Annotated in this window: 22 protein-coding genes; 12 read left to right on the top strand and 10 right to left on the bottom strand. The window is 71.1% G+C overall.

Annotated features, from left to right (window positions below; all coding sequences use genetic code 11):
- Nucleotides 1–84: 84 nt before the first annotated feature.
- The 5 genes from ACIA73_RS01180 to ACIA73_RS01160 all read right to left on the bottom strand — a co-directional run bounded on the left by ACIA73_RS01180 (nt 85) and on the right by ACIA73_RS01160 (nt 6,879).
- Nucleotides 85–2,832 carry a Tat pathway signal sequence domain protein gene (locus ACIA73_RS01180; RefSeq protein WP_399436125.1) on the bottom strand — a complete coding sequence of 916 codons (2,748 nt, stop codon included), beginning with the start codon at nt 2,830–2,832 and terminating at the stop codon, nt 85–87.
- 150 nt (nt 2,833–2,982) lie between these two features.
- A complete protein-coding gene (locus ACIA73_RS01175; RefSeq protein ID WP_399436124.1) occupies nt 2,983–3,603 on the bottom strand; it encodes a hypothetical protein in 621 nt (206 codons plus the stop codon).
- Nucleotides 3,600–4,415 (bottom strand): carbohydrate ABC transporter permease, encoded by an 816-nt coding sequence (locus tag ACIA73_RS01170; RefSeq protein ID WP_399436736.1) that lies wholly within the window; start codon nt 4,413–4,415, stop codon nt 3,600–3,602. The genes ACIA73_RS01175 and ACIA73_RS01170 overlap by 4 nt, the downstream gene beginning before the upstream one ends.
- Before the next feature lie 86 nt (nt 4,416–4,501).
- Entirely contained in the window at nt 4,502–5,479 is a 978-nt protein-coding gene (locus ACIA73_RS01165; RefSeq protein WP_399436123.1) for a carbohydrate ABC transporter permease, read from the bottom strand.
- 95 nt (nt 5,480–5,574) lie between these two features.
- The gene (locus ACIA73_RS01160) at nt 5,575–6,879 is read right to left on the bottom strand and encodes an ABC transporter substrate-binding protein (RefSeq protein WP_399436122.1); all 1,305 of its coding nucleotides are present in this window, start codon (nt 6,877–6,879) and stop codon (nt 5,575–5,577) included.
- Between the two features lie 325 nt (nt 6,880–7,204).
- Here ACIA73_RS01160 and ACIA73_RS01155 point away from each other — a divergent pair, with 325 nt between their 5' ends.
- The 6 genes from ACIA73_RS01155 (at nt 7,205) to ACIA73_RS01130 (ending at nt 15,278) form a co-directional block, all read left to right on the top strand.
- Nucleotides 7,205–10,165 (top strand): glycoside hydrolase family 2 TIM barrel-domain containing protein, encoded by a 2,961-nt coding sequence (locus tag ACIA73_RS01155; protein WP_399436121.1) that lies wholly within the window; start codon nt 7,205–7,207, stop codon nt 10,163–10,165.
- Nucleotides 10,166–10,182: 17 nt separating this feature from the next.
- A complete protein-coding gene (locus ACIA73_RS01150) occupies nt 10,183–11,379 on the top strand; it encodes a Gfo/Idh/MocA family oxidoreductase (protein WP_399436120.1) in 1,197 nt (398 codons plus the stop codon).
- The gene (locus ACIA73_RS01145; protein WP_399436119.1) at nt 11,376–12,227 is read left to right on the top strand and encodes a PmoA family protein; all 852 of its coding nucleotides are present in this window, start codon (nt 11,376–11,378) and stop codon (nt 12,225–12,227) included. The genes ACIA73_RS01150 and ACIA73_RS01145 overlap by 4 nt, the downstream gene beginning before the upstream one ends.
- Before the next feature lie 80 nt (nt 12,228–12,307).
- Nucleotides 12,308–13,003, top strand: a complete 696-nt coding sequence (locus ACIA73_RS01140; RefSeq protein ID WP_399436118.1) for a rhamnogalacturonan acetylesterase — start codon at nt 12,308–12,310, stop codon at nt 13,001–13,003.
- Nucleotides 13,004–13,075: 72 nt separating this feature from the next.
- Nucleotides 13,076–13,414: a thioredoxin family protein gene (locus ACIA73_RS01135; RefSeq protein WP_399436117.1), complete on the top strand. Its 339-nt coding sequence runs from the start codon at nt 13,076–13,078 to the stop codon at nt 13,412–13,414.
- 160 nt (nt 13,415–13,574) lie between these two features.
- Nucleotides 13,575–15,278 (top strand): chitinase, encoded by a 1,704-nt coding sequence (locus ACIA73_RS01130; protein WP_399436116.1) that lies wholly within the window; start codon nt 13,575–13,577, stop codon nt 15,276–15,278.
- Nucleotides 15,279–15,457: 179 nt separating this feature from the next.
- On the opposite strand, the gene ACIA73_RS01125 is transcribed toward ACIA73_RS01130, so the two are convergent.
- From ACIA73_RS01125 to ACIA73_RS01115, 3 genes are all read right to left on the bottom strand, one after another.
- Nucleotides 15,458–16,591: a phosphotransferase family protein gene (locus ACIA73_RS01125; protein ID WP_399436115.1), complete on the bottom strand. Its 1,134-nt coding sequence runs from the start codon at nt 16,589–16,591 to the stop codon at nt 15,458–15,460.
- 124 nt (nt 16,592–16,715) lie between these two features.
- Nucleotides 16,716–17,639, bottom strand: coding sequence for an RNA polymerase sigma-70 factor (locus ACIA73_RS01120; protein WP_399436114.1), 924 nt, complete (start codon nt 17,637–17,639; stop codon nt 16,716–16,718).
- Nucleotides 17,636–18,112, bottom strand: coding sequence for a carboxymuconolactone decarboxylase family protein (locus ACIA73_RS01115; protein WP_399436113.1), 477 nt, complete (start codon nt 18,110–18,112; stop codon nt 17,636–17,638). Before ACIA73_RS01115 ends, ACIA73_RS01120 begins: the two co-directional genes overlap by 4 nt.
- A 130-nt stretch (nt 18,113–18,242) precedes the next feature.
- Here ACIA73_RS01115 and ACIA73_RS01110 point away from each other — a divergent pair, with 130 nt between their 5' ends.
- Entirely contained in the window at nt 18,243–18,563 is a 321-nt protein-coding gene (locus ACIA73_RS01110) for a barstar family protein (protein ID WP_399436112.1), read from the top strand.
- 61 nt (nt 18,564–18,624) lie between these two features.
- Here the strand turns inward: ACIA73_RS01110 and ACIA73_RS01105 are convergent, their stop codons facing one another.
- Entirely contained in the window at nt 18,625–19,284 is a 660-nt protein-coding gene (locus ACIA73_RS01105; RefSeq protein ID WP_399436111.1) for a PadR family transcriptional regulator, read from the bottom strand.
- A gap of 145 nt (nt 19,285–19,429) precedes the next feature.
- Here ACIA73_RS01105 and ACIA73_RS01100 point away from each other — a divergent pair, with 145 nt between their 5' ends.
- Together ACIA73_RS01100 and ACIA73_RS01095 are read left to right on the top strand one after the other, a co-directional pair.
- Complete coding sequence (locus tag ACIA73_RS01100) at nt 19,430–20,116, top strand: TetR/AcrR family transcriptional regulator (protein WP_399436110.1); 687 nt, start codon at nt 19,430–19,432, stop codon at nt 20,114–20,116.
- 65 nt (nt 20,117–20,181) lie between these two features.
- Nucleotides 20,182–21,522 (top strand): MFS transporter, encoded by a 1,341-nt coding sequence (locus ACIA73_RS01095; RefSeq protein WP_399436735.1) that lies wholly within the window; start codon nt 20,182–20,184, stop codon nt 21,520–21,522.
- 12 nt (nt 21,523–21,534) lie between these two features.
- Here ACIA73_RS01095 and ACIA73_RS01090 read toward each other — a convergent pair whose 3' ends face one another.
- Nucleotides 21,535–22,287, bottom strand: coding sequence for a YqjF family protein (locus tag ACIA73_RS01090; RefSeq protein ID WP_399436109.1), 753 nt, complete (start codon nt 22,285–22,287; stop codon nt 21,535–21,537).
- A 115-nt stretch (nt 22,288–22,402) separates the two neighbouring features.
- Here ACIA73_RS01090 and ACIA73_RS01085 point away from each other — a divergent pair, with 115 nt between their 5' ends.
- The 3 genes from ACIA73_RS01085 to ACIA73_RS01075 all read left to right on the top strand — a co-directional run bounded on the left by ACIA73_RS01085 (nt 22,403) and on the right by ACIA73_RS01075 (nt 24,467).
- The gene (locus ACIA73_RS01085) at nt 22,403–22,768 is read left to right on the top strand and encodes a hypothetical protein (RefSeq protein ID WP_399436108.1); all 366 of its coding nucleotides are present in this window, start codon (nt 22,403–22,405) and stop codon (nt 22,766–22,768) included.
- A gap of 63 nt (nt 22,769–22,831) precedes the next feature.
- Nucleotides 22,832–23,200: a DUF488 domain-containing protein gene (locus tag ACIA73_RS01080; protein WP_399436107.1), complete on the top strand. Its 369-nt coding sequence runs from the start codon at nt 22,832–22,834 to the stop codon at nt 23,198–23,200.
- A 214-nt stretch (nt 23,201–23,414) separates the two neighbouring features.
- Nucleotides 23,415–24,467: a lysostaphin resistance A-like protein gene (locus ACIA73_RS01075; RefSeq protein ID WP_399436106.1), complete on the top strand. Its 1,053-nt coding sequence runs from the start codon at nt 23,415–23,417 to the stop codon at nt 24,465–24,467.
- Nucleotides 24,468–24,514 lie beyond the last annotated feature (47 nt).

Genomic DNA, 24,514 nt, shown 5'->3' with positions numbered 1-24,514 from the left:
ACCGCGTCGCCCTGCCGGGACTGGCGCGCGGTCACCCGGAATCGTACTGGTGGGTGGCGGTGAGGGAGGGGAAGGACTGCCGGGCTACGGCATCCGGTCACCGAGCAGCGCCAGGATCTCGATGGCGGCGAGCCCGTAGAGGGAGGTGTCGTTGGTGTAGACCCAGTTGGCCTCGGAACCGGGGACCAGGGCGGCCGGCCCGGTCACCTTCTCGGTGACCCAGGGGGACGACTCCTGGTAGCCGTCGCTCTTGTAGAACTTCTCCCACGCCCGCTTGGCGAGCTTCTCGTCACCGCTCTGCACGGCCGCGTACGCGTCGAGCCGGGAGTGGCCCTGGAAGAGGATCAGGGAGCCGAAGTCCTTTCCGTAGCGGGCCCGTTGCTCGGCCTTGGTCGCGTTGAAGTAGCGGCAGTAGTCGAGATAGGCCGCCTTGAAGGCCGGCATGTCCACCAGCAGGATCAGCTCCGCGCACAGTTCGCCCAGCCCGAAGACCGCCGACAGGTGCGAGACACCGACCTTGGCCTCCTGATCGATCGCGAAGCGGCCCGTGTCCAGGTCGTACAGCCCGGAGCCCTGCACGAAACCGTTCGGCTGCGCGGCGATCGTCTCCATGGTCGACAGCACCCGCGCCTTCGCCTTCCCGGCCTTCGGGCCGCCCCGCTCCCACTCGGTCAGCCACGCCGAGACCAGCCCCGACCAGTCCGTCCCGAACCCGACGGACAGCGCGTGCCGGTCCGGGGTGTACGGCTCGGTCCGGATCTTGCGGAGGGGGTCCAGCGCCAGGAACGTCTCGTCGGAGTCGACGTTGGCGTGCATCAGATCACCGGTGCGTTCGTCGCCGGTGAGGAAGTAGTAGAACCGGCGGTACGTCGTATTGGCGATCCGCTGCTGCTTCGCGGAGTCCGCGTAGTGCTGGATGCCGTGCCGGGTGCCGAGCCCCGCCCACTGCCCCAGGTGGTAGACGTCGACCTCGCCGGTGTGCCGGGTCATCGCCTCCGCGAACCGGAAGATGTCGGCGCGGCCCGACCGCAGATACGCGTACCAGAGCCAGATGTCGGGGGAGAGCTCGGAGTTGTCCCAGGCGTAGCCGCCGACGTCGTAACGCCACTGGTGACGCACCGGGTCGTAGCTGTGCATGATGTCGCCGTAGTCCCAGAACCCGTACCAGCGGCGCATCTCCACCTGGTCGCGGTAGTAGGTGAAGAGGAAGTCGAGGTGATCCTCGATCTTCGCCTTCGCCGGGACGGAGCGGTCGGGCTCCGAGAACAGCCCGCCGAAGACCTTCGCCTTCACCAACTGGGCGGGAGGAGCAGCCAGTTGGGGCAGCGTCCGGACCGCTTCGCTCTCGCGTGCGTGGGCGGCGGCGCTCGGGGTGGAGTCGTGGGCCCAGAAGAGGAGTTCGCTGGTGCGGGCGATGCCGTACGGGGTGCCGAAGCCGGGCTCGTAGTCCTCGTAGGTGATGTTGAGGCCTTCGAGCTGCTCGGCGTAGGTGTCCTGGCCGAGGCCGTCGTGGTAGAAGCGCAGGTCCATCGGCTGGGCCTCCGGCGACCACAGCCACAGCGTCACCTCCGCCGCGTCGGTGTGCGCGTCGCGTACGTCGATGCCGGCCGGATGCTTCTGCCAGAAGTCCCGCAGCCCGAACGACAGCCCGCCGCTCGGCCCGCCCACGTACCCGTATCCGGAGGCCCGCCGGCCACCACCTGCCGCGATCCACCCGTGGCCCTTCTTGGTCCGCTTGCGCACCGTGAACCCGTCGGCGGACAGCTGGCTGAGCGTGTAGTCCCCCCACTCGGGGATCAGGTGCAGCCGGCTGGTCACCCGCTGGTCCCAGGTCGCCGGATCGGCCAGCTTCTGTCCCTCGAACTGGGCGTTCTGCACGGTGATCCCCGGGTCGCGGCGCAGCCCCGTGATCCCCTTCACGGCCTCGCGCAGCAGCCCCGTACCATCGCCGCCGAGACGGACGTGACGGTCGTACGAGGGATCGCGCAGCGGCACGGTGAACCGCACCCCGAGCCCCCGCACGAAATCACCGCTCGCCCTGCCGGGCTCCTGCTTCCCGTCGTACGTGAGGGTGTGCACCATCCGGAAGGACTCGCCGCCCGCGTAGAAGTACAGCCGCACCGAGAACGGCATCCAGCTCCGGTTGCCCTTGCGGTGCTTGCCGTCCACCCGCACGACGGCCCGCACCGGCCCGTTCTGCTCCACCTCGGTGTGGTCGATCACGCTCTCGAAGCGCTCGTACTTCTCCGAGCCCTGGTCGCCGTCCTCGATCTCGCCCTGTCGCAGCAGGACCAGGCGGCCGTTCCGTGCGATCTCGGTGCGACCCCGGACGACGGACTTCACCAGGGCGCTTCCGGTGGTGCCGATGCGGGCGGTGATGACACCGGTGGACACCTCGACGGTGCCACCGCCGGCGGTGACGGTGATCTTCCGGGCGGGCGCCGCCGGGGTGCCGGGGCCGAGGCTGTACGTCTCACTGGCGGCCTCCGCGCCGACGGCGTGCGCGGTCCACTTGAGCGACCCGTCGGGCCACTGGGCGAGGGGCCAGCTCTGCACCGGGACGGGTCTGCCGTCGGCGGCGGTGAGGGCGAAGGTCTGCTCCTTGGGGTGTGCGCCCCGGGGCCACGGGACGCCGACGGTCGAGCCGGGGGCGGCGCCGAGTCCGCCCGCTTCCAGCCACTTGAGCGGGACCGGGGCGGTGTCGGCGGGGTCCGGGGCGGCGGCGGACCCGGCGGCCTGGGCGGGGGCGGCGGCGAGCAGGGGCCCGACCTGAGTGGCGGCGCCGGCGAGCGCGGCGGCGCGCAGGACGGTTCTCCTGGGGAGCGGGGACATGGGGGTGCCTTTCGGTTGAGGCGGGTGGGGTGTTCCGCAGGTGCGGTGGTGCTGAGCGGGCCCCGGGGCGGGGGGCTCCCGGGTGCGGGGGTGTTCCGGGGGTGCGGGGTGTTGCCCGGGCCCGGGTCGGATGGGGGTGCTGCGCCGGCGCTACTCGGCCCCGGGCCGGGTGCGCAGGCGGGCTTCGACCGCGACCGCACCCGCGACCACCGCCCCCACCACCGGTACCGCCAGCGGGGGAGCCATCCGCCAGGAGACCGCGACGACCACCAGCCCGCCGACCAGCAGCAGCGATCCGGCGGGGTCGCGCAGGGTGCGCGGTACCGCGGCTGCCAGCAGCGTCCGCCAGGACGCCCCCGGGCCCCAGGCGGCAGCGGCCCGCATTCCCGCGACCACCGCCACCAGGAAGGCGGCGACCCCGATCGCGGCGACCGCACCACCCCCGGGGAGCCCCGCCCGTACCGCCGACACATCGACCCACAGGAGCCACAGGGCTACCCACCCGGCCAGGCCGACCGCCCAGCCGTGCCGCAGTGCCGACCGGAAGTCGTCCGCGAACTTCCCGACTCCGCCCGCCTGGTGGTCCAGGTGGCGGCGCAGGTGCCGCGCCCCCGCCGCGAGCGCCGCCGGATACGTCACCAGGGGGAGCGAGGCCAGCACCACCCACACCCCCGTCAGCAGGCATTCCGCGAAGAGCGCGAACCGGGACGCGAACCCGGGGAAACGCGGCGCGGCCACCCGTGCCGTTCCCACCGCCCGGCCGCGGCTCATCCCTTCAGGCCCGACGTCGCCATGCCGTCGATCAGATAGCGCTGGAAGGCGAGGAAGAAGGCCAGCACCGGCAGCAGAGCCACCAGCGACATCGCGATCATGCCGCCGTAGTCGGCCACCGCGTCCTGGTCGACGAACATCTTCAGGCCCAGCGAGACGGTGTACTGCTCCGGCTCGTTGAGGTAGAGCAGCGGGCCCATGAAGTCGTTCCAGGCGTTGATGAAGGTGAAGATGGCGCTGGTGATGAGCGCGGGGCGGCACAGCGGCAGCACGATCGACCAGTAGATCCGCAGATGGCCGCAACCGTCCAGGCGGGCGGCCTCGTCGAGCTCCTTGGGCAGCCCGCGCATGAACTGGACCATCAGGAAGACGAAGAACGCCTCGACCGCCAGATACTTGCCGAGCAGCAGCGGCACCATCGTGTTGATGAGTTCGAGCTTCTGGAAGAGCACGTACTGCGGAATCATCAGCACGTGGAACGGCAGCAGCAGGGTGCCGATCATCAGCGTGAACATCAGGTTCCGCCCGGCGAAGCGGATCTTGGTGAAGGCGTACGCGGCGAGCGAGCAGGAGATCAGGACACCGACCACCGAACCGACCGCCAGCACGGTCGAGTTGAGGAAGAAGGTGGAGATGGGGATGTCGGCGATGCCCTCGGAGAGCCGGGTGTAGTTGTCGAGGATCGGCTCGGTCGGCAGGAGCTGGAGGCTGCCGATGATCTGGTCGCCCGGTTTGAGCGAGCCACCGACCACCCACACCACCGGATACAGGACGACGGCGAGGACGGCGAGCGCCCCCAGGTGCCAGATCAGGGAGCCGGCCCGCTTGCGCGGAGGGCGGGCGGGGGAGGCCGGGCCGCGCGGCGGGGCCTCGGGAGCGGCGGGAGTGAGGGAAACGGTCACCGTGCGGTCTCCTCGTAGTGCACCCAGCGCTTCTGCGACCGGAACAGCACCGCGGTCACCAGGCCGACTGCGATCAGCAGCATCCAGGCCATGGCGGAGGCGAAGCCCATCCGGCTGTTCTCGAAGCCCTGTTGGTAGAGGTAACAGGTGTAGACGAGCGTGGCGTCGGCGGGACCGCAGGGATTGCCCTGCCCGCCGAGGATGTACGCGGAGCCGAACACCTGGAAGGAATGGATGGTTTCCAGCAGTACGTTGAAGAAGAGCACCGGGGAGATCATCGGCAGCGTGATGGACCAGAACCGGCGCAGCGGACCCGCCCCGTCGACCTCCGCGGCCTCGTACAGTTCGCGCGGTACCTGCTTGAGCCCGGCCAGGAAGATCACCATCGGGGCACCGAACTGCCAGACGGTGAGCGCCACCAGGGCGTACAGCGTCCAGTCGGGGTCACCGACCCAGCCGCCCACGTTCAGGCCGAACAGCTGCTGGGTCCGGTCCACGATCGCGTCGTCGGTGAACAGCGCCCGCCACACGATGGCGATGGAGACGCTCGCGCCGATCAGCGACGGGGCGTAGAAGGCCGCCCGGTAGAACGCCTGGCCGCGCCGGCTCCGGGCGAGCAGCAGGGCCACCCCGAGCGCGGCCGCCAGCTTCAGCGGCGTACCGATGACGACGTACTCGGCCGTCACCGCCACCGACTTCTGCCAGCGGGGATCGGCGAACATGTCCTGGAAGTTGGCCAGGCCGATCCACTGCGGGGCGTCGAAGAGGTTGTAGTCCGTGAAGGCGTAGTACAGCGAGGCCACCATGGGGCCGGCCGTCAGCAGCAGGAACCCGGCGAGCCAGGGCGACATGAAGAGGTAGCCCGCCAGGTTCTCCCGTCGGCGGTGCTTGCGGGGTGCGTCGCCGTCGGCCGTGGCGGCACCGGGTGGGGGAGGAGCGGAGCGGGCCTTCGGGTCCGCCAGGGTGTGCGTCACTGCGTGCCTTCCGGGGGTTCCAAGGGGGAGCTCGGCCGCGCCGGAGGGGGTGGTTCGGGCGGCGGCCGGTGAGGTCCGATGCGGGTGGGCGCGCCTCACCCGTGGGTGGACAGTGCCGCCTTCGCCTCGGCGAAGAACTTCTGCGCGGCCTCTCCGGGCGACGCCTTGTCCAGGCTCAGATCGGTGGCGAGCCGCATGAACGCCGTCTCCACGACATCGGAACCCGCCGGGTGCGGGGTGATCGGCTCCAGCACACCGGACGAGGCGATCTGTGTCTCGTACGCGGCGATCTGCTTGCTCACCCTGTCGGTCGGCCGGAACGCCTCGAACTGCGCCTCGGTGGACAGCACGCCCCGGTCGTAGCCCATGATCCGGCCGACCTCGGGGTCGTGGACCATGAAGCTGATGAAGGCGGCGACCTCCTTGGGGTGCTTGGTGCGCCGGGTGCCGCTGAGCATCAGCGAGCCGAGGTACTGGCCGGTCTTCCTGCCGTCGGTGGTCGGGATCGGCGCGATGCCGTACGAGCTCCTGCCCTCGGCGCTGTAGCGGACGGCGAAGTTGTCCCAGGTGAACTCGCCCGCCGAGATCCCGCCCGCCGTGGCCGACTTGGGCTTGAGCTGCTCGACCCGCTTGGGCGCGGCGTACAGGCCGTCCTTGGTGCGCTTCTTGGCCTCGGTCCACTCGGCGACGAGGTCGGCCTCTTCGAAGCCGAGGCCCGTGTCGGTGAAGAAGGCCTTGCCCTTCTGGCGGAGCACCAGGTCGTAGTAGTACATGATCCCGGAGGGCCCGGAGTCGCCCGCGACGCCGGTCTTCTCCTTGATCTTCTCCATGCCGGCCAGCCAGTCGGACCAGGTCCAGCCGTGCTGGGGGCTCACTCCGGCCTTCTCGTACAGCTTCTCGTCGATGAGGTAGCCCATCGAGTTGGAGCCGACCGGTATCCCGAGCAGCTTGCCGTCGACCTCGGCGAACTTCTCCAGTCCGGCGCGAAACCCCTCGGTGCTCAGGTTGCCGGCCTTGACCTGCGGGTTCAGGTCCAGGAGCACATTGCGGGCGTCGTACTTGCGCAGGAAGGTGACGGCGTTCTGGATCACATCCGGCGGATTGCCGCCCGCCGCCTGGGTGTTGAACTTCTTCCAGAAATCCGCGTAGGGCTGGAAGTCCGTCTTGATCTTGATCTTCGGGTGCTTCTTCTCGAAGAGCGCGATGGCCTGGTTGATCTTCTTGGCGCGGTCGTCGGCACCCCACCAGGAGTACCGGAGGGTGACCGTCCCGCCGCCGCTCCCGCCCGAGCCGCTGCCGCCCCCACAGCCGGCGGCGGTCGCCCCGACGGCCGCGGTCGCCAGGGTGGCGCCGGTGGCCTTCAGGAAGGTGCGCCTCTCGACTTGCCTGTTCCCGCCCATGGTTGAACCTTTCGCCACATGATTGAATCGTTTTAGGAAAGCGCTTGCCGGGGAAATGTATGGGCGGCCCCAGGACCCGTCAACGGTTTGCGCAGGCCCAGTTGAAACGATTCGATGCGGTGTACCCGTATGGCGGTTGTTCGAAATATCGACCAACTGCCCACAGTTCGAACGGACTTTACCCAACCCTCTTGTCCAAGTCCCCGCTGGGACGGAGGCTGATCACCGACGGCCCGCCCCCGCTCCTGACCCGTCGGCTTCCGGCCCTTTCCGCCCGCCTCCGTCCGGCCCGTCCGCACTCGTCCGCCCCCGACCTAGGAGAACGATGTCCCTCCCGTACGTCGAAGACCCGTCCCCCGGCCACGGATCCCTCCCCCCGCGCGCCTGGTATACGAACTCCGACGCCCGCGCCCTCTCCCTGAACGGCAGTTGGGGCTTCCGTCAGGCCCCCACGGCCACCACCCACGACGACTCCTTCGCCGCCCCCGGCTACGACGCCGCCGGCTGGGACCGTCTGGAGGTACCGGGCCACTGGGTCCTCCAGGGCCACGGTGCCCCCGCATACACCAACGTCCGCTACCCCTTCCCCGTCGACCCGCCGCACGTCCCGACCGCCAACCCGACCGGCGACCACCTGCGCACCTTCGACCTGCCGGACGGCTGGCCGGGAGGGGACGCCGCCGCCGACGGGACCGCGGCCGGCACCACGAACGGGACGGGCGCGGACGCCGTCATCCGCTTCGACGGCGTCGAATCCTGCGCCCGCGTATGGCTCAACGGCCAGGAGCTGGGCACCTTCCAGGGCAGCCGGCTGGCCCACGAGTTCGCCGTCGGCCACCTCCTGCGCCGTACCGGGAACGTCCTCGCCGTGCGGGTCCACCAGTGGTCCGCCGGGTCCTATCTGGAGGACCAGGACCAGTGGTGGCTGCCCGGCATCTTCCGCGACGTCACCCTCCTGCACCGCCCGGCCGGCAGCGCGGGCGACTTCACCGTCCACGCCGCGTACGACCACCTCACCGGCACCGGCACCCTGCGCGTCGACTCCGACGTCCCCGGCCGGGTCACCGTCCCCGCCCTGGGCATCGACCTGCCCACCGGCGAGAGCGCCGCGCTGCCCGTCACCCCGTGGACCGCCGAGACCCCGCACCTGTACGACGCCGAACTCGCCACCCCCGGCGAACGCGTGCCCCTGCGCATCGGCTTCCGCACCGTAGCCCTCACCGACGGCCTCATCACGGTCAACGGCCGCCCGCTCCTCTTCCGCGGCGTCAACCGCCACGAGTTCCACCCGGACACCGGCCGCACCCTCGACCTGGCCACCACGCGCCGCGACATCGAGCTGATGAAACAGCACAACATCAACGCGGTACGCACCTCCCACTACCCGCCGCACCCCGCCTTCCTCGCGCTCTGCGACGAACTCGGCCTCTGGGTGATCGACGAGTGCGACCTGGAGACCCACGGTTTCGAGGAGCAGGCCTGGCGCGACAACCCCACCGACGACGCACGCTGGACCCCCGCCCTCCTCGACCGCGCCCGGCGCATGGTCGAACGCGACAAGAACCACCCCTCGGTGATCATCTGGTCGCTCGGCAACGAGGCCGGCACCGGCCGCGGCCTGACCGCGATGGCGCAGTGGATACGCGACCGCGACCCCTCGCGCCTGATCCACTACGAGGGCGACCGCGGCTGCCGCGACACGGACATGTACTCACTCATGTATCCGCCGCACGACGAGGTCGAACGCATCGGCCGGGGCGTCGACGGCGGCCCCGCCCGCCGACGCCAACTCCCGCTGATCCTCTGCGAGTACGCCCACGCCATGGGCAACGGCCCCGGCGGCCTCACCGAGTACCAGCGCCTCTTCGAGAAGTACGACCGCCTCCAGGGCGGCTTCGTCTGGGAGTGGATCGACCACGGTCTCACCCACCCGGAGCACGGCTACGGGTACGGCGGCGACTACGGCGAGGAACTCCACGACGGCAACTTCGTCTGCGACGGTCTCCTCTTCCCCGACCGGACCCCGTCACCCGGCCTGACCGAGTACAAGAAGGTCATCGAACCGGTCCGCATCGAGGCCGTACGTACCGGGGCGGGCCCCGGCGCTCCTGACCCCCTTGGCTCGGTGCGCATCACCAACCTCCACGACTTCACCGACCTCTCCCACCTCACCTACGACTGGTCGTTCCGGGTCGAGGGCGAGACCGTCGCCACCGGCCCCCTCCTGGTGCCCCCGCTCGCCCCGGGCGAGTCCACCGAAGTACACCTCCCCAAGCCCCCCGTCGAAGCGAACGGCACGGAGACCACCTGGACGGTACGCGCCCTGCTGGCCGAACCCACCGCCTGGGCACCCGCCGAACACCTGGTCGCCTGGGGCCAGTTCAGCACCCCCGCCGCGCCCGCGCCCCCGCCCGCTCCCTCCGGTTCCCCCGGCGTCCGCCCGCGCCGCGAAGGCGACCGGATCACCCTCGGCCCGGCCACCTTCGACGCCCCCACCGGCGCCCCGCACTCCCTCGGCCGCACCCCCCTCGGCGCCCTGCGCCTCGACCTCTGGCGGGCGCCCACCGACAACGACAACGGCGCCCCCTGGCAACCGGACACCCGCTACGGCCCGCTCTGGCGCGACCTGGGCCTCCACCGCATGCAACACCGGGTGCACGCGGTCGAGTTGACGGACGAAGCCCTGACCGTGCGTACCCGGGTGGCGCCCGCGGCCAGTGACCTCGGACTCGGTACGACGTACCGCTGGACCTCCGACAGCACCGGCAGCCGCCTGCACCTCACCGTGACGGTTGTCCCCGAGGGGCGCTGGGAGGTGCCGCTGCCCCGGCTCGGGCTCCGGCTCACACTGCCCGCGACGTACAGCCAGGTGCGCTGGTACGGCGCCGGGCCGGGCGAGTCCTATCCCGACTCCCGCGCGGCAGCGATGCTGGGCCGCCACACCGCCGACGTCGACGACCTCCACACCCCCTACCTCCGGCCCCAGGAGAACGGTGCCCGCAGCGACGTCCGATGGGCCGAACTCGGCTCGGGCGAGGCAGGGTTGAGGATCGAGGGCGGCGAACCCTTCTCGCTCACCGTCCGCCGCTGGACCACCGAACAGCTGGACGCCGCCGCACACCGCACCGACCTGCACCCCTCCCCGGACATCCTCTGGGTCCACCTCGACCACCGGCTGCACGGCCTCGGCTCCCAGTCCTGCGGACCCGGAGTCCTGCCCGCCCATCAACTTCACGCCGAACCAACAGAGTTCACCTTCACCTTCTTCTCCACGGAGGACCTGTGAGCATCCACGGAGGACCTGTGAGCAGCGACGCCCACCCGGCGGACGTGCCGGTCGTACTCGCCGGAGCCAGGGGCCACGGCCGCTGGCACCTGGAAAACATCCGCCGCCTGTCGCAGGACCCCGACAGCCGGATCCGGCTCGCCGGAGTCTGCGAACTGACCCCCCTCACCGCCGAGGAACTGACCGGCCACGGCGACCCGGAACAGTCCTGCGACTTCGCCGCACTCCTGAAGAGCACCGGCGCCCGCATCGCCATCCTGTGCACCCCCCTGCACACCCACACCGACCTCGCCCTGACCGCCGCCGCGCACGGGGTGCACATCCTGCTGGAGAAGCCGCCCGCACCGTCCTACGCGGAGTTCACGCGGATGGCCGACGGGGTACGGGAGGCGGGCGTCGCCTGCCAGATCGGCTTCCAGTCGCTGGGCTCGCACGCCCTGCCCGCCGTACGCCAACTGCTCGCGGACGGCGCGATCGGCACCCTGCGCGGCATCGGCGCGGCCGGAGCCTGGGCGCGTGACGCCGCCTACTTCACCCGCGCCCCCTGGTCGGGCCATCGCACCCTGGGCGGTGCCGACGTCGTCGACGGCGCCCTCACCAACCCCCTCGCCCACGCGGTCGCCACCTCCCTCGCCCTGGCGGACAGCGCACGGGCCGAGGACGTACGAACCATCGAGACCGAGCTCTTCCACGCCCACGACATCGAATCCGACGACACCTCCTGCGTCCGCGTCAGCACCCGCTCCGGGCTGCCGGTGACCGTCGCGGCCACCCTCTGCGCCGCCGAACCCTCCGCCCCGTACCTCGTCGTGCACGGCAGCCGGGGCCGGATCACCCTCTGGTACACCGAGGACCGGGTCCTGCTGGAACGCGAGGGCCACCGGCCCGAGGAGGTCCACCACGGCCGCACCGACCTCCTGGAGAACCTGGCCGCGCACCTCACCTCGGGCGAACCGCTGCTGGTGCCTCCGGAGCAGACCGGTGCGTTCATGAGGGTGGTGGAAGCGGTACGGACCGCTGCGGACCCGGTGCCGCTGCCGCCCGCCGTCTGGCGCACCGGCCCCGGCATCAACCCGGGCTCCCGGGACGACCCGGCCGCCCGCCGGATTGTGCCCGGGGTGGAACTCCTGGTCGCCAGGAGCGCCGACACCCTCTCCCTCTTCTCCGAACTGGGCACCCCCTGGGCCGCCACCGAAGCGAAGGACCCCCGATGAACACCCCGCTCACCCTGACCTGTGCGGGCCGCCCTGTCGCCTCGTACCTCCCTCACCCCACCGTCGAACCAGGCCTCTCCCCGCGCCCGTACCTCCACCCGGTCACCACCCTCGGCGGCCTGCGCGTCACCGAGGAACTCCCCGAGGACCACCGCCACCACCTGGGTGCGGGCGTCGCGGTCCCCGACGTGGACGGGCGCAGCTTCTGGGGCGGCAGCACCTATGTACGCGGCGAAGGGCCCCGCTACCTCGACAACCACGGCGTACAGACGCACCTGGGGTGGCAGCGGTGCGAGCCCGACGGCTTCGTGGAGGAGCTGAGCTGGCGGGCCCACGCAGGCCACGACGCGCAGGAGCTCCTGCGCGAGCGGCGCACCGTCGCCGCCCGCCCGCTCGACGCCACCGCCTGGGCGCTGGACCTCTCCTTCACCCTCACCAACACCACGGGCCGCCCGCTGTCGCTCGGCAGCCCCGCCACCAACGGCCGGCCCGGCGCCGGATACGGCGGCTACTTCTGGCGCGCCCCCAAGGAGGCCACCGTGCCGGACACGTTCACCGCGACCAAGCACGGCGAGGACACCGTGCACGGCGCCCGGGCCGACTGGGTGGCCCTGTCCGGCGAGGGCTGGACGCTCGCCTTCGCGGGCGGCACCGAGGAAACGCGAGGTGACCCGTGGTTCGTCCGCACGACGGAGTACCCGGGGGTCGGGTCGTCGCTGGCCTGGGAGGAGCGGGTGCCGGTGGCGGCGGGGGAGAGCGTGGAGCGGCGGGTGGTGACGGTGGTCGCGGACGGACGGCTGGGGGAGGAGGCGGTGGCCGCGTACGTACGCGAGGCGCTCGCGTCGTAGTCGTGAGGGACACCACGGGGCACCGCCCAGGGGGCACCCCCCGACGCCCCCCGCATCAACTCCACGAAAGGCAGTACCAGTTGACCACCGCGCCCACTCTCTACCTCGCCGGGGACTCCACGGCCTCCCAGAAGGACCTCGCCGCAGCCCCCGAAACCGGCTGGGGCATGGCCCTCGCATTCTTCCTCGCCGACGGGGTCCGGCTCTCCAACCATGCTATGAACGGCCGCAGTTCACGCTCCTTCGTCGAGGAGGGGCGGCTCGACGCGATCCTCGACGCGATCCGCCCCGGTGATCGCCTCCTCCTCCAGTTCGGCCACAACGACCAGAAGGAGGAACCGGACCGCCGCACCGATCCATGGACCTCCTACCCCGAGTACCTGATGCACGGCGTGAAGGGAGCCAGGGCCCGGGGCGCGGTCCCGGTCCTGCTCACCCCGGTGGAGCGCCGCGAGTTCGACGCCGTCGGCCGTGCGCTCCCCACCCACGGTGACTTCCCGGCCGCGATGCGCGCCCTGGCCCAGCAGCAGGAGGTGCCCCTGGTCGACGTATCGACGCTGTCGCTGGCCCGCTGGCAGGAACTCGGCCCGGAAGCTTCCAAGGAGTGCTTCCTGTGGGCCGGGGAGACCCGCGACAACACCCACTTCCGGCCGCGCGGCGCGATCGAGGTGGCCAGGATGGTCGCGCGGGGCCTGGCGGTGGCGGGCGCGGTACCGGCCGACTGGCTCGGCGACCCGGAGGCCGCAGTGCCAGAGGACGGCCTGACCTGGAGCTGACGTCGAGCCGACACCCCCCGGGGCCTCATGATGGGTGTGCGTACGCAGGTCCAAACCCCAGGAGGAACACCCATGGCCAGCAGGATCCACCAGCCGATGGAGAGCGAAGAATTCGACTTCATCCTGGCCAGGGCTGCCACCCCCGTGCTCGCCCACTTCATCGGAACCTGGCCCAAGGCGGTCGCCGCGTGCAAGGAGACGGACGCCGTCGTGCGGGACGTCGCCGAGGAGTACGACGGCCGGCTGACCGTCATCAGGGCCGACATCGCCCGCTGCCAGGCACCGGTGAAGCGGTACGGCGTCACCTCCGCGCCCACCCTGCTGCTGATCCGCGACGGGGAGCAGGTGGCGGCCGAGGCCGGACCCCTCGACGCCGCCGCTCTCCGCGCCTTCCTGGAGACGAACCTCTGAGAGCCTGTGCCCGAACTCCCGGGGGTGATCCGCTGAACCCTCTACTCCTCTTCTCTGCCAGAGGTCTTGACAACCTCAATGGTCTGGACCAGATTGCTGCACCAACGGTGGCCACCGTGACCCACGCACTCCCCACACCTCTTTCCCCGGAGGCTTTCCCGTGGACCGCCAGCAATCGATCTCCAGACGCCGCGTCGCCGTCTCCGCCGTCCTGACGGCCGCCGCGCTCGTCGCCGTCGGCATGACCGCCGCCCCCAACGCCCAGGCCGCCGACCTCAATGTGGCCAAGAACGCCGGGTTCGAGTCCGGGCTCGCCAACTGGACCTGTACTGCGGGGACTTCGGTCTCCACCCCGGTCCACGGCGGCACCGCTGCCCTCAAGGCGACCCCCGCCGGCCAGGACAACGCCCGCTGCTCGCAGACCGTCGCCGTCAAGCCCGGTGCGACGTACACCCTGTCCGCCTGGACCCAGGGCAGCTACGCCTACCTCGGCGCCAGTGGCACCGGCACCACCGACGTATCGACCTGGTCGCCGGGCTCCACCGAGTGGAAGCAGCTCACCACCACCTTCAAGGCCGGCCCCAGCACCAAGTCCGTGACCGTCTACACCCACGGCTGGTACGGGCAGAGTGCCTACTACGTCGACGACCTCTCCGTCTTCGGCCCCGACGGCGGTGGCGGCACCGACCCCGAGCCGGGCATCCCCACCGCCCCGGCCGGCCTCACCGTCTCCGGCCCCACCGCGTCCTCGCTCAACCTCTCCTGGTCGGCAGTCACGGGCGCGTCCTCGTACCACGTCTACCGCGGCGGTACGAAGGTCCAGACGGTCACCGGAACCTCGGCCACCGTCACCGGGCTGAGCGCCAACACCTCGTACGACTTCCAGGTCAGCGCCGCGAACGCGGCGGGCGAATCCCCCAAGTCGGCGACGGTCAGCGGCCGTACGAACCCCGGCGACACGGGCCCCGGCCCCAACCCGAACGTGCCCAAGCACGCCCTGACCGGCTACTGGCAGAACTTCAACAACGGCGCCACCGTCCAGAAGCTGCGCGACGTCCAGGCCCAGTACGACATCATCGCGGTCTCCTTCGCGGACTCCACCACCACGCCAGGCCAGATCGTCTTCAACCTCGACCCGGCAGTGGGCTACACCAATGTCGCCGACTTCAAGGCGGACATCGCCGCGAAGAAGCAGGCCGGAAAGTCCGTGATCATCTCGGTGGGCGGCGAGAAGGGCAACGTCACCCTCAACAGTGACGCCTCCGCGACCGCCTTCGCCAACAGCGCGTACCAGCTGATGCAGGAGTACGGCTTCAACGGCGTCGACATCGACCTCGAACACGGCGTCAACTCGACGTATCTGACCAAGGCCCTGCGCCAGCTGTCCGCCAAGGCGGGCGCCAACATGGTCCTCACCATGGCCCCGCAGACCATCGACATGCAGTCGACCGGCACCGAGTACTTCAAGACGGCGCTCGCCGTGAAGGACATCCTCACGGTCGTCAACATGCAGTACTACAACAGCGGTTCGATGCTCGGCTGCGACGGCAAGGTCTACAGCCAGGGCTCGGTCGACTTCCTCACCGCGCTGGCCTGCATCCAGCTCGAAGGCGGCCTCGACCCCTCCCAGGTGGGCATCGGAGTCCCCGCCTCCACCCGCGGCGCGGGCAGCGGTTACGTCTCCCCGGCCATCGTCAACAACGCCCTGGACTGCCTCACCAAGGGCAACGGCTGCGGCAACTTCAAGCCCACCAAGACCTACCCGGCACTGCGCGGCGCGATGACCTGGTCCACCAACTGGGACGCCACGGCGGGCAATGCCTGGTCCAACGCGGTCGGACCGCACGTCCACGGCCTGCCGTAACCCCCTGGCCTGCCGTAACCCACACCGGCTCCGCCCTCGCGCGGGCCGCACCTCAACCCGCCCGGTCCGCACGGGAGTTCATCCCACCCCGTACGGACCGGGCGCTCCATGCTCGCCCCGAGAGCCTGTTTCTGAACCCCGGTTCATCCGGGCCGGCCCGCCCGCTTGCCTCGCCGCTCCTACGGTCGTTTCGCCGGTACGGGGCGCAGTGCGGGCCAGTGCTTGAGCATGTTCTGCCGCATCTGGGCGGTCAGGCCGCTCACGCGCCCGAGGGAAGTGTCTTCGGCGGTCAGCCGGCTCACCACGCCGAGCCGGTGCACCAGCCGCTGCCGGGCCGTCGCGGTGCCCCACTTCCAGTCCCGGTCGGGGATCTCGGCCAGGTGATCGACGGTCCCCCGGTGTGCCCGCTCGACCAGGGCGTCCCCCCGCAGCAGCCAGCCGGTGCAGGCGTCGGTGAGTCCGCCTCCCGTCTCGGTGCCGGTCTCGGCGCGCCAGGTGGTGCGGTACGCCTGCTCGGCCCGCTCCAGGAGTGGTTCGGGTGCCGAGGTGACGCACCAGCAGGTCGGGAAGCCGATGCGCAGATAGGCGAGTTCCATCAGGCCGCTGCCCAGGGACGCCTGCTCGAAGTCGATGAATCTGACACCGGCGCCGGTATGGAGGTCGTTGCCGGGGCAGGGGTCGCCGTGCAGCAGCGCGTGTCCGGGCGCCGCCGCCAAGCGGTCCACGAGTGCGGCGAGTTCGTCGTCGGCGCCGGGCGCCACGGACGCTCCGAGCGTCCGGGCGAGCCGCAGGAAGGAGGCGATGTCGGCCCGGCCGGGGCCCTGCCAGCGGGGGAGTGTGCCCGCGTCCCCGGGAAGTCCGGTGGCGTGCAGCCGGGCGAGTGCGGTGGCGTAGTCGACGATCCAGTCGCGGGGTGGGGGGCGTTCCTCCAGGTGCTCCAGGACGAGGAGCCGCTGTGCCGGATCGGTTGCCAACAGTGCGGGGACGAGGGGGAGTCGGGGGCGGGCGGCCAGGCGGAGTGCCGTCACCTCGCGGACGTAACGCCGCTCGGCGTCCGTACCGCCGACGATCTGCTTCACGACGACGTAAACGGGCCGGGACACGGGTCCGGGCACGGGTCCAGGAACGGGCCTGGGCGCAGGCTCTGGCGCGAGCCCGGCCCCAAACCCCGCCCCGGCGCCGAAGCCGGCCGGGGGATCCGCCAACTCCACCCGCCACACCCGTGAACGCGGACTGCTGCTCAGCCTGCGCGAGCGTCCCGGCGTCCCCAGCACCGTCCGCAACCCGTCCCCGAACTCCGGTAATGACCCCATCCGTCCATCGTGCCACGCGGCCCCCGCGCAGGACCCCTGGCTCCAGGGGTGCCGGGGGCCGGACTGGCTCCAGGGGTGCCGGGGGCCGGACACGGGCTCCCGGCCCTCGCCCTCGCCCCGCCCCCTACTCCACGGACCTCCGCGCCTCCCGCACCTCACGATCGAGCGCCCACACATCCCCGACCGGCCCCACGTGGCCGAGCTTGTCGGGGTTGAGCACCGAACGCACCGCCTGGATCTGCCCGTCCAGCACCTCCAGTACGAGCGCGTAGAGCACCCCGCCGTCCCGGTCACGGAAGATCGCCCCCGGCTGCCCATTGATCTCGCGGCGTTCGCAACTCACCTCGACCAGGGACAGCAACGGAAAGACGGAGGCCAGCAACCGGGCCACCTTCTCCGCCCCCACAATGGTCCTGGCCAGCTGCGGAGCCTTGCCGCCGCCGTCGCCCGCCATCGTCACATCGGCCGCCAGCAACTCCTGGAGACCGGCCACCTCGCCCTCCCGCAAGGCGTCGAAGAACCGCGACGCCAACTCCTCCCGCTCCGCCCGCACCGCCTCGAACCGGGGCCGCCCCTCCCGCATGTGCCGACGGGCCCGTACGACCAACTGCCGGCAGGCCGCCTCCGAACGCCCCACCGACTTGGCCACCTCGTCGAACCCGAAGCCGAACACCTCCCGCAGCACGAAAGCCGCCCGTTCCAGCGGACTCAGCCGCTCCAGCAGCAACAGCGAGGCCATCGACACCGAGTCCGCCAACTCCGCGGCCCGCGCCGGATCTTCGTACGGATCACTCAGCAACGGCTCCGGGAACCACGGCCCCACATACGACTCCCGCCGCACCCGCGCCGAACGCAGCACATCGATCGACAGCCGCGTCACCACCGACGACAGATACGCCTTCGTCGACGTGGGCACGGCCGACGAACCGTCGAAGCGCAGCCAGGTCTCCTGCACCGCGTCCTCGGCCTCGCCCACACTGCCCAGAATCCGGTACGCGATCGAGAACAGCAGCGCCCGCAACTCCTCGAACTCCTCGACCTTGCTCACGCCGAACCCACTTCCCCTGCGTAGTCACCGGCCGGCATCCGGCCGATGACGCCCATCCGGTTCGCCGTGTTCATGAAGGCGATCAGCAGGACCAGGGCGGTGAGCTGCTCCTCGTCGAAGTGCGTGGCGGCATTGGCCCACACCTGGTCGCCGACCCCACCGGCCCCGTCCGCGATCCGGGTTCCCTCTTCGGCCAGCGCCAGCGCGGCCCGCTCAGCCTCGGTGAAGACCGTGGCCTCCCGCCATGCTGCCACCAGGTTCAGCCGCACCGGGCTCTCACCGGCGGCCGCCGCGTCCTTCGTGTGCATGTCGGTGCACATGCCGCACCCGTTGATCTGGCTCACCCGCAACGAAATCAACTCCTGCGTGGCGCGCGGCAGCGACGACTCCCTGAGTGCCTGGCCGGCCGTCATGAAGTGCTTGAGGACCTTGGTCGCGGTCGGGTCGGCGAAGTAGTTCAGTCGTGCTTCCATGAGGCGCTCCCGCGTGGTCGTGGTGCTGATCGGTGGCTACACCCCTTGGGACGAGGCAGCCCGATGCCCTGTGACACGAGTGGGGGCGCATCCCGAAGTGAGCGCCGGACCTCACCGCTACGGTTCAGCCATGACGTACACCGAACTCACCGTCGACCTGCGCGGTCAGCTCATCGGGAACCTCGACGACTTCTGGGACGCGGTCGCCGAACCGTGCGGGCTGCCGGAGTGGTTCGGCCGGAACCTGGACGCGTGGGCGGACACCATCGGGACACGCGGCATCTCGCAGGTCATCGACGGCTACGACTCCCTGGTCGTGCACGTGGACCGACGCGGGCTGTTCCAGGGGGAGGTGCCGTCGGCCGAGGCGCTCGCCGACACCTTCGACGGCAAACGCAACCGGCTCGTGGTGCACCCCGCACAGAGAAGTCCCGTGGTGCACCCCGCATAGAGAAGTAGGGCCCGGCCAAGAGGCCGGGCCCTACTTCTCTCTGCCAGGGTGCTGCGCAACCTCACTCACTGTCGGCGAGCAGCTTGTACAGCGCCTTACGGGTGTCGGTGAGGATCTGGGCCGCCTTGGCCTTGTCCTCGTCGGTGCCCACCGCGGCGACCTGGCGGGTGGCGGTGGCGATCTGCTCGATGCCGTCCCGGAGGGCCTTGTGCACCGGGGGGACGCCCGCGGTGATCTGCTCCCAGGGGCGCTGCTCACCGGCTGCGGCACGGGCTTCCCGGCCGGCCTCGGTGAGGGTCAGCAGGCGCTTGCCGCTGGAGTCGTCGGCGGTGACCAGGCCCTCGTCCTGAAGCAATTGCAGTGCGGGGTAGAGGGAACCGGGGCTGGGGCGCCACACGCCACCCGTCCTGGACTCCAGTTCCTGGATCATCTCGTAACCGTGCATCGGCCGCTCGGACAACAGGGCCAGGGCCGCCGCACGGACATCACCGCGCCGCGCCCGACCGCGACCATGCGGGCCGCCGCCACCCCTCATCGCATACGGGCCGCCGCCCATGCCGCGCTCCATGCCGTGGTGGCCCCTGCCGCGCCGCTCGCCGGGACGCCCCGGCCCTTCCGGGAAGCCGGCGCCGGGCTCGAAACCGCCGCGCTCGCGCGGCCCTCCCATGGAGTGACGGTGCCGCTCGGGACCTGACTCGTGATTCCACTGTGTGCTGTTCATGATCGAACTCCTTCGATGGTGTTCAGGTAATCGCCGGTATTTCGTTACCGACTGTCGTAACGATATATCGGTAACCATCTAGATGCAACAAGATGGGTCGTAGATGTGGTAGACGGTGTCTACGGTGTTCTGGTAGACACTGTCTATGGCTAGTGAGAACTCCCTCCGGGAGCGCCTCGTCGACGCCGGGGTGGACCTCGTCATGACCGAGGGGGCCGCCTCGCTCGGGCTCCGGGAAATCGCCCGGCGGGCGGGTGTCTCGCACGGGGCGCCGCGCCGGTACTTCCCCACGCACCATTCGCTGCTCGCCGCGATCGCGCGCCGGGGGTTCGCCGATCTGGAAGCCCGGTGCGAAGCCGCGCTGAGTGGGGTGGTCTCGCCGCGTGAACAGGTGCGGCTGCTTTCACGGACGTATCTCCGCCATGCGCTGGAGCACCGCGGGATGTTCGAGCTGATGTTCCGCCACGACCTGCTCGACAGTGAGGCGCACGGCTCCCCGCTGCCACGGCTGCGTGAGTCGACGCTGCCGATGTTCGCGTACCTGGTGGAGCTGGTCGGGCTCGTCACGGGTACGTCGGAGGGGTCTGCGGAGCTGGAGGGGTCTGCGGAGTCGGGAGACTCGGCGGATTCCGGGAGGAAGGGTGCACCGCCCGCTGCCGTGACCGCCCTGGCCCTGTGGGCCAATCTGCACGGCATGGCCCAGCTGTGGGCCTGGGGGAGCCTGCAACTCGCCCTGGGATCGGCCGACTTGGGGAAGGCGAGCGAGGAGGAGCAGCTCGACCGGCTCGTCGGGGCAGTACTGGACGCCCACCTCGGGCCGGTGAGCCCGTGACCGTATCCCCGCCGACCGCGCCCGCCCGCCCCCGCACCGCCCTGCTCGCCAGTGTGACCGGGGCGATGATCGTCGCGCTCGACGGAACGGTCCTGCTCGTCGCGCAGCCCGATCTGCGGCGGGACCTGCGGGCGAGCGTGACCCAGGTGCAGTGGACGAGTACCGGCTATCTGCTGGCGGTGGCCGCGTTCCTGGTCATCGCCGGACGGCTGGGGGACCGGTACGGGCACAAGCGGCTGCTGTTCGTCGGGGTGCTCGGCTTCGGGGCGACCTCGGCGGGCATCGCGCTGGCGCCCGGCATCGGCTGGGTGATCGGGCTGCGCATCGCACAAGGGGTGTGCGGTGCGCTGCTGCAACCGGCCACCCTCGCGCTGCTGCGGCTGGTGTATCCGGCCGAGCGGCTGGGGAAGGCGATCGCGCTGCGTACCAGTGCGATCGGAGTGGCCGCGGGGACCGGGCCGGTGCTCGGGGGAGTGCTCGTCGCGCAATTCGGCTGGCGGGCCGTGTTCCTGATCAATGTCCCGGTCGCGCTCGCCATCGCCGGGCTCACCCTCGCGGTCCGGGTCCCGGACACGGGCGCCGAGTCCGCACGGGCCGCCTTCCGGCCGTTCGGCCTCGGTGCCGCGGCCCTGTGCGCGGGCACGCTCGCCGCGCTGGTGCACACCCTGTCCGGCGTACCGGAGTACGGCTGGGGCGGTGCGCCGACCCTGCTCGGATTCCTGCTCGTCGCGGTGCTCGGAGCGGCGCTGGTGGGGTTCGAACGCCGTACCGCACAGCCGATCGTGCCGCCCGCCGTGGCGCGTTCGGTACCGGTCATGGCGTCGATGGGCATCCTGCTGGCCACCGCGGGCGGGCTGTTCGGTGCGCTCTTCGTGGCCACCTTCTTCCTCCAGGACAAGGACGGCCTCGGGCTCGACCCGCTCGCCACCGGTCTGCGGGTCCTGCCGTTGACCGCGCTGATGGTCCTCGGTGCGCCCGTCGCGGGCTCGATGCTGCGTCGGTACGGGGCGCGACGTACCGCACTCACGGGTCAAATCCTCGTCGTACTCGCCCTGTTGGGCCTCTCGCAGCTCGGCCGGGACAGCCCCTGGCCGGCCACCGGCATCGCCTTCGCCGCCCTCGGCGCCGGATTCACCACCGTGATGGTCACCGCCACCGGAACCGTCGTCGGCGACGCACCGCCCGAGTACGCCGGAGTCGTCGGCGGCCTCAAGCAGACCGCCATGAACATCGGCCCCACCCTCGGCATCGCCGTCGCCGCCGGCCTCACCCCGGCCATCACCCCCGCCCCGGGCGCGACGATGGGCCCCGCCCTCCCTGCCCTGGCCGCACTCGCCGCCCTCGGCCTGCTGCCCGCACTGTTGCTGCCTTCGGGCAGGCCCCGGGGTCGCGGGGAGTTCGGTTGAGGGGGGCGGCTCTCAAGGCGTCGGAATGCCCGCCGGTCGTGCCGGCCGTCCGAGCCGTACCGGCACTCCTGGCGAATACAGCACGCTCACCGGGGCCCCGGCCGGTTCGGGCAGGCCCGCCGCCGCGATCAGGTTCTCCTCGCAGGCCAGCAGTTCGGCCCGGTGCAGCGGCCAGCGTGGATGGTGGTTGGGCAGATACGCGGCCCCGCCGAAGAACGCGTTGTGCATCCCCCACCGGGCGGTGAGAAAGTGCTCCAACTCCGTTGGTTCCTCGATGACGTCACCGATCCGCAGGCCGATCCGGGTGCGGGCGCCGCGCGGACCCGGCCAGCGACGGGAGCTGGTGTACGTCACCGTGTCGCCCTCCCTCCGGACCGCCATCCGGGACCACAGATACGGCAACCGGAACCCCACCCGCCCCATCACCACCGGAATCAGCCGCGAAGCGTCCATGGACCGGAAGACCACCCCACGCCGCCCGTGCGCGTCCACCGAGTACAGCCGCACATTGGTCTCCGGGAAGGTCCCGAGGTACGGCACCCCGGGCAGCCCCAGCCACCCCACCCGATGCATCCGAAACGCGACGAGCCCGACGTACGTCAGGCCCTCGTGCGTATCGGGAACGGTCCCGCGTGGCAACAGCCCTGCCACCAGCTCCGGCGCCACCGCCCAGTGCACAAAGGCCAGATCGAGCCACTGCTGCGTCAGCAACGGGCTACGGATGGAAACGGGCGCGTCAGGAGTGACGGAAGCGGGCTTCAACATGCCCCCACGATGACAGCGCACCGGGCTCCTGCCCATGGTGGCCCCTTTGCGGTGGGTGGCGTGCCCGCGGCGGCGGCCGAGGAAACCCCGTACTCGTCCGGGGCGTCACAGCGCCATGACCGTGAGAGCTGGGACGTTCTTCCTCGTCGCCGTACTGGCCGCAGGCGCACTCACCGGCTGTGCCAGGGCCGGTGCGGAGGGCGGGGCCGCCCCGTCGGCAGTGCCCGGCCGGGTGATGCCCTTCGACCTCCTCACGCACTGCGGAATCGACGAGGCCGTCATCGGCTCGGCCTACTTCGAAGCCGTGACTCCGCTCTCCGACGGTTCGGGCAACCCGCCCGAGGGATGGGGCAACCCCACTCAGCGCGGCACGATGACCCTGAAGTCGGAGGCGGAGGCCGTCTTCACCGACGATGCGGGGCACGAGGTGGAGTTCCGAGCCCGGCCGGGAGCGACCGCCGTCAAGCGCATGTGTGCCTAGCTGCCTAACCTCGGGCAGTGGGGGCCTCACTCCCCCTGCCCTCGTACCGCATCGGAGGCACCCGTGACGCCGTACCGTTCCCGCTCCCACCCCGTCCGAGTGCGCCGGATCTACGACGCCCCCGCGCCCGACGACGGGCAGCGCATCCTCGTCGACCGCCTGTGGCCCCGGGGCATTTCCAAGGACGACGCCCACCTGGACGCATGGATCAAGGACGTCACCCCGTCGACCGAACTGCGCAAGTGGTTCCACGGCCACCGCGACGACTACGACGAATTCGCCCGGCGCTACGAAGCCGAACTCGCCACGCCAACCCCCGCCGAAGCCCTCACCCACCTGCGGGAACTCGCGCCGAAGGGCCCTTGCACGCTGCTCACCGCCGCCAAGGACCCCGACCACAGCCACACCTCGGTACGCCTGCGCCGACTCTGACCACCGGCTCTGCTTCCCAGCCGACTTCCACGCCGACTTCCACGCCGCCTTCCCGGCGTCCGGGCGGGCTTCCGGCCCGGGGTGAGGCACGGGCCCGGAGCCCACATCGGGCACAATTCCGATGATCACCTTTCGAGCCACGAGCCACGAGCCACGAGCCACGAGCCACGAGCCACGAGCACGCGCCCGAGCCACGAACCACGGGAAGGCCCTCATGTCCGACGCACCCCCCGGCTGGCCCCCGCCCCCGCCCCCTTCCGGCTGGCCGCCGCCCCCTCACGGCTGGGCCGCCGCTCCCGTACCGCCGCCCGTCCCCGGCGTGACCGCGGCCCCGCCGGGCTCCCGCTACGACGAGCAGGCGCGGAACGGCAGGCAGGGCGCGGGCGGCAGAGTCGTCGAGATTCTGATGGTGCTGCTCTTCGTGATCTGCGGGTCCCTCGGGGTCGTCATGGTCGGCGGGATCCTGGCGCTCGTATTCGGCCTGGAGTCCGCCGACCCGGACGCCGAGCAGCTGTTCGCGAATCCCCTGGCGGACCAGGCGGTCACCCTGCTCGGGCTCGCGGTCGCCATCCCGGCCGTGCTGCTCGCCGTCCGCTGGTTCGGGCACCGGCCGGCGGGCACGGTCTCCTCGGTCACCGGCAGGCTGCGGCTGGGCTGGCTGGGGCGTTGTGCCCTGATCGCGTTCCCGCTGATGGCGCTTCAGCTGGGGCTGCTGATCCTGTGGTCCACCCTGACCGAAGATCCGGCCGGCGCCGCGGAGGAGGCCGTCGAGTTCGAGGCCTGGCCGGTGCTGCTGCTGAGCCTCGCCGTGCTGTGGCTGCTGGTGCCGTTCCAGGCGGCGGCCGAGGAGTACGTCTTCCGGGGCTGGCTGGTGCAGGCCTTCGGCGCCTGGCTGCGCAACCCCTGGCCCGGCATCGTGGTCGCCTCGCTCCTCTTCGCGCTGGCCCACGGCTTCGGCGAGAGCACCGGTTTCGCGCTGCTCTTCTACTCCGCGATGTGGTGGGGCTGGCTGGTCCTCCGTACCGGAGGCATCGAAGCGACCATCGCCATCCACACCGCCAACAACGTCCTGACCTTCACCATCGCCGCCGCCCTCGGTGAACTCTCCGACACCGGAACGGCCGCCGACGCCCCCTGGCAGGCCCTCGTCCTGGAACTCCTCTTCGCCCCCGCCTACTGCCTGTTGATCGCCCGCAGCGCCAAGCGCCGGGGCATCGACACCAGGACACCGGCGGACCAGGCACCCCTCCTGCCCAAGGCGATCTGACGACGCCCGAAGCCGAGGCCCGCACCTGGAACGGGACGCCGCCGAGG

Origin of the sequence: Streptomyces sp. NPDC051561, from assembly GCF_044454195.1 — a bacterium.
In the GTDB taxonomy this organism is placed as follows: Bacteria; Actinomycetota; Actinomycetes; order Streptomycetales; family Streptomycetaceae; genus Streptomyces.
The sequence above is the reverse complement of the archived record's forward strand: the minus strand, read 5'-3'. Positions and strand labels throughout refer to the sequence as shown.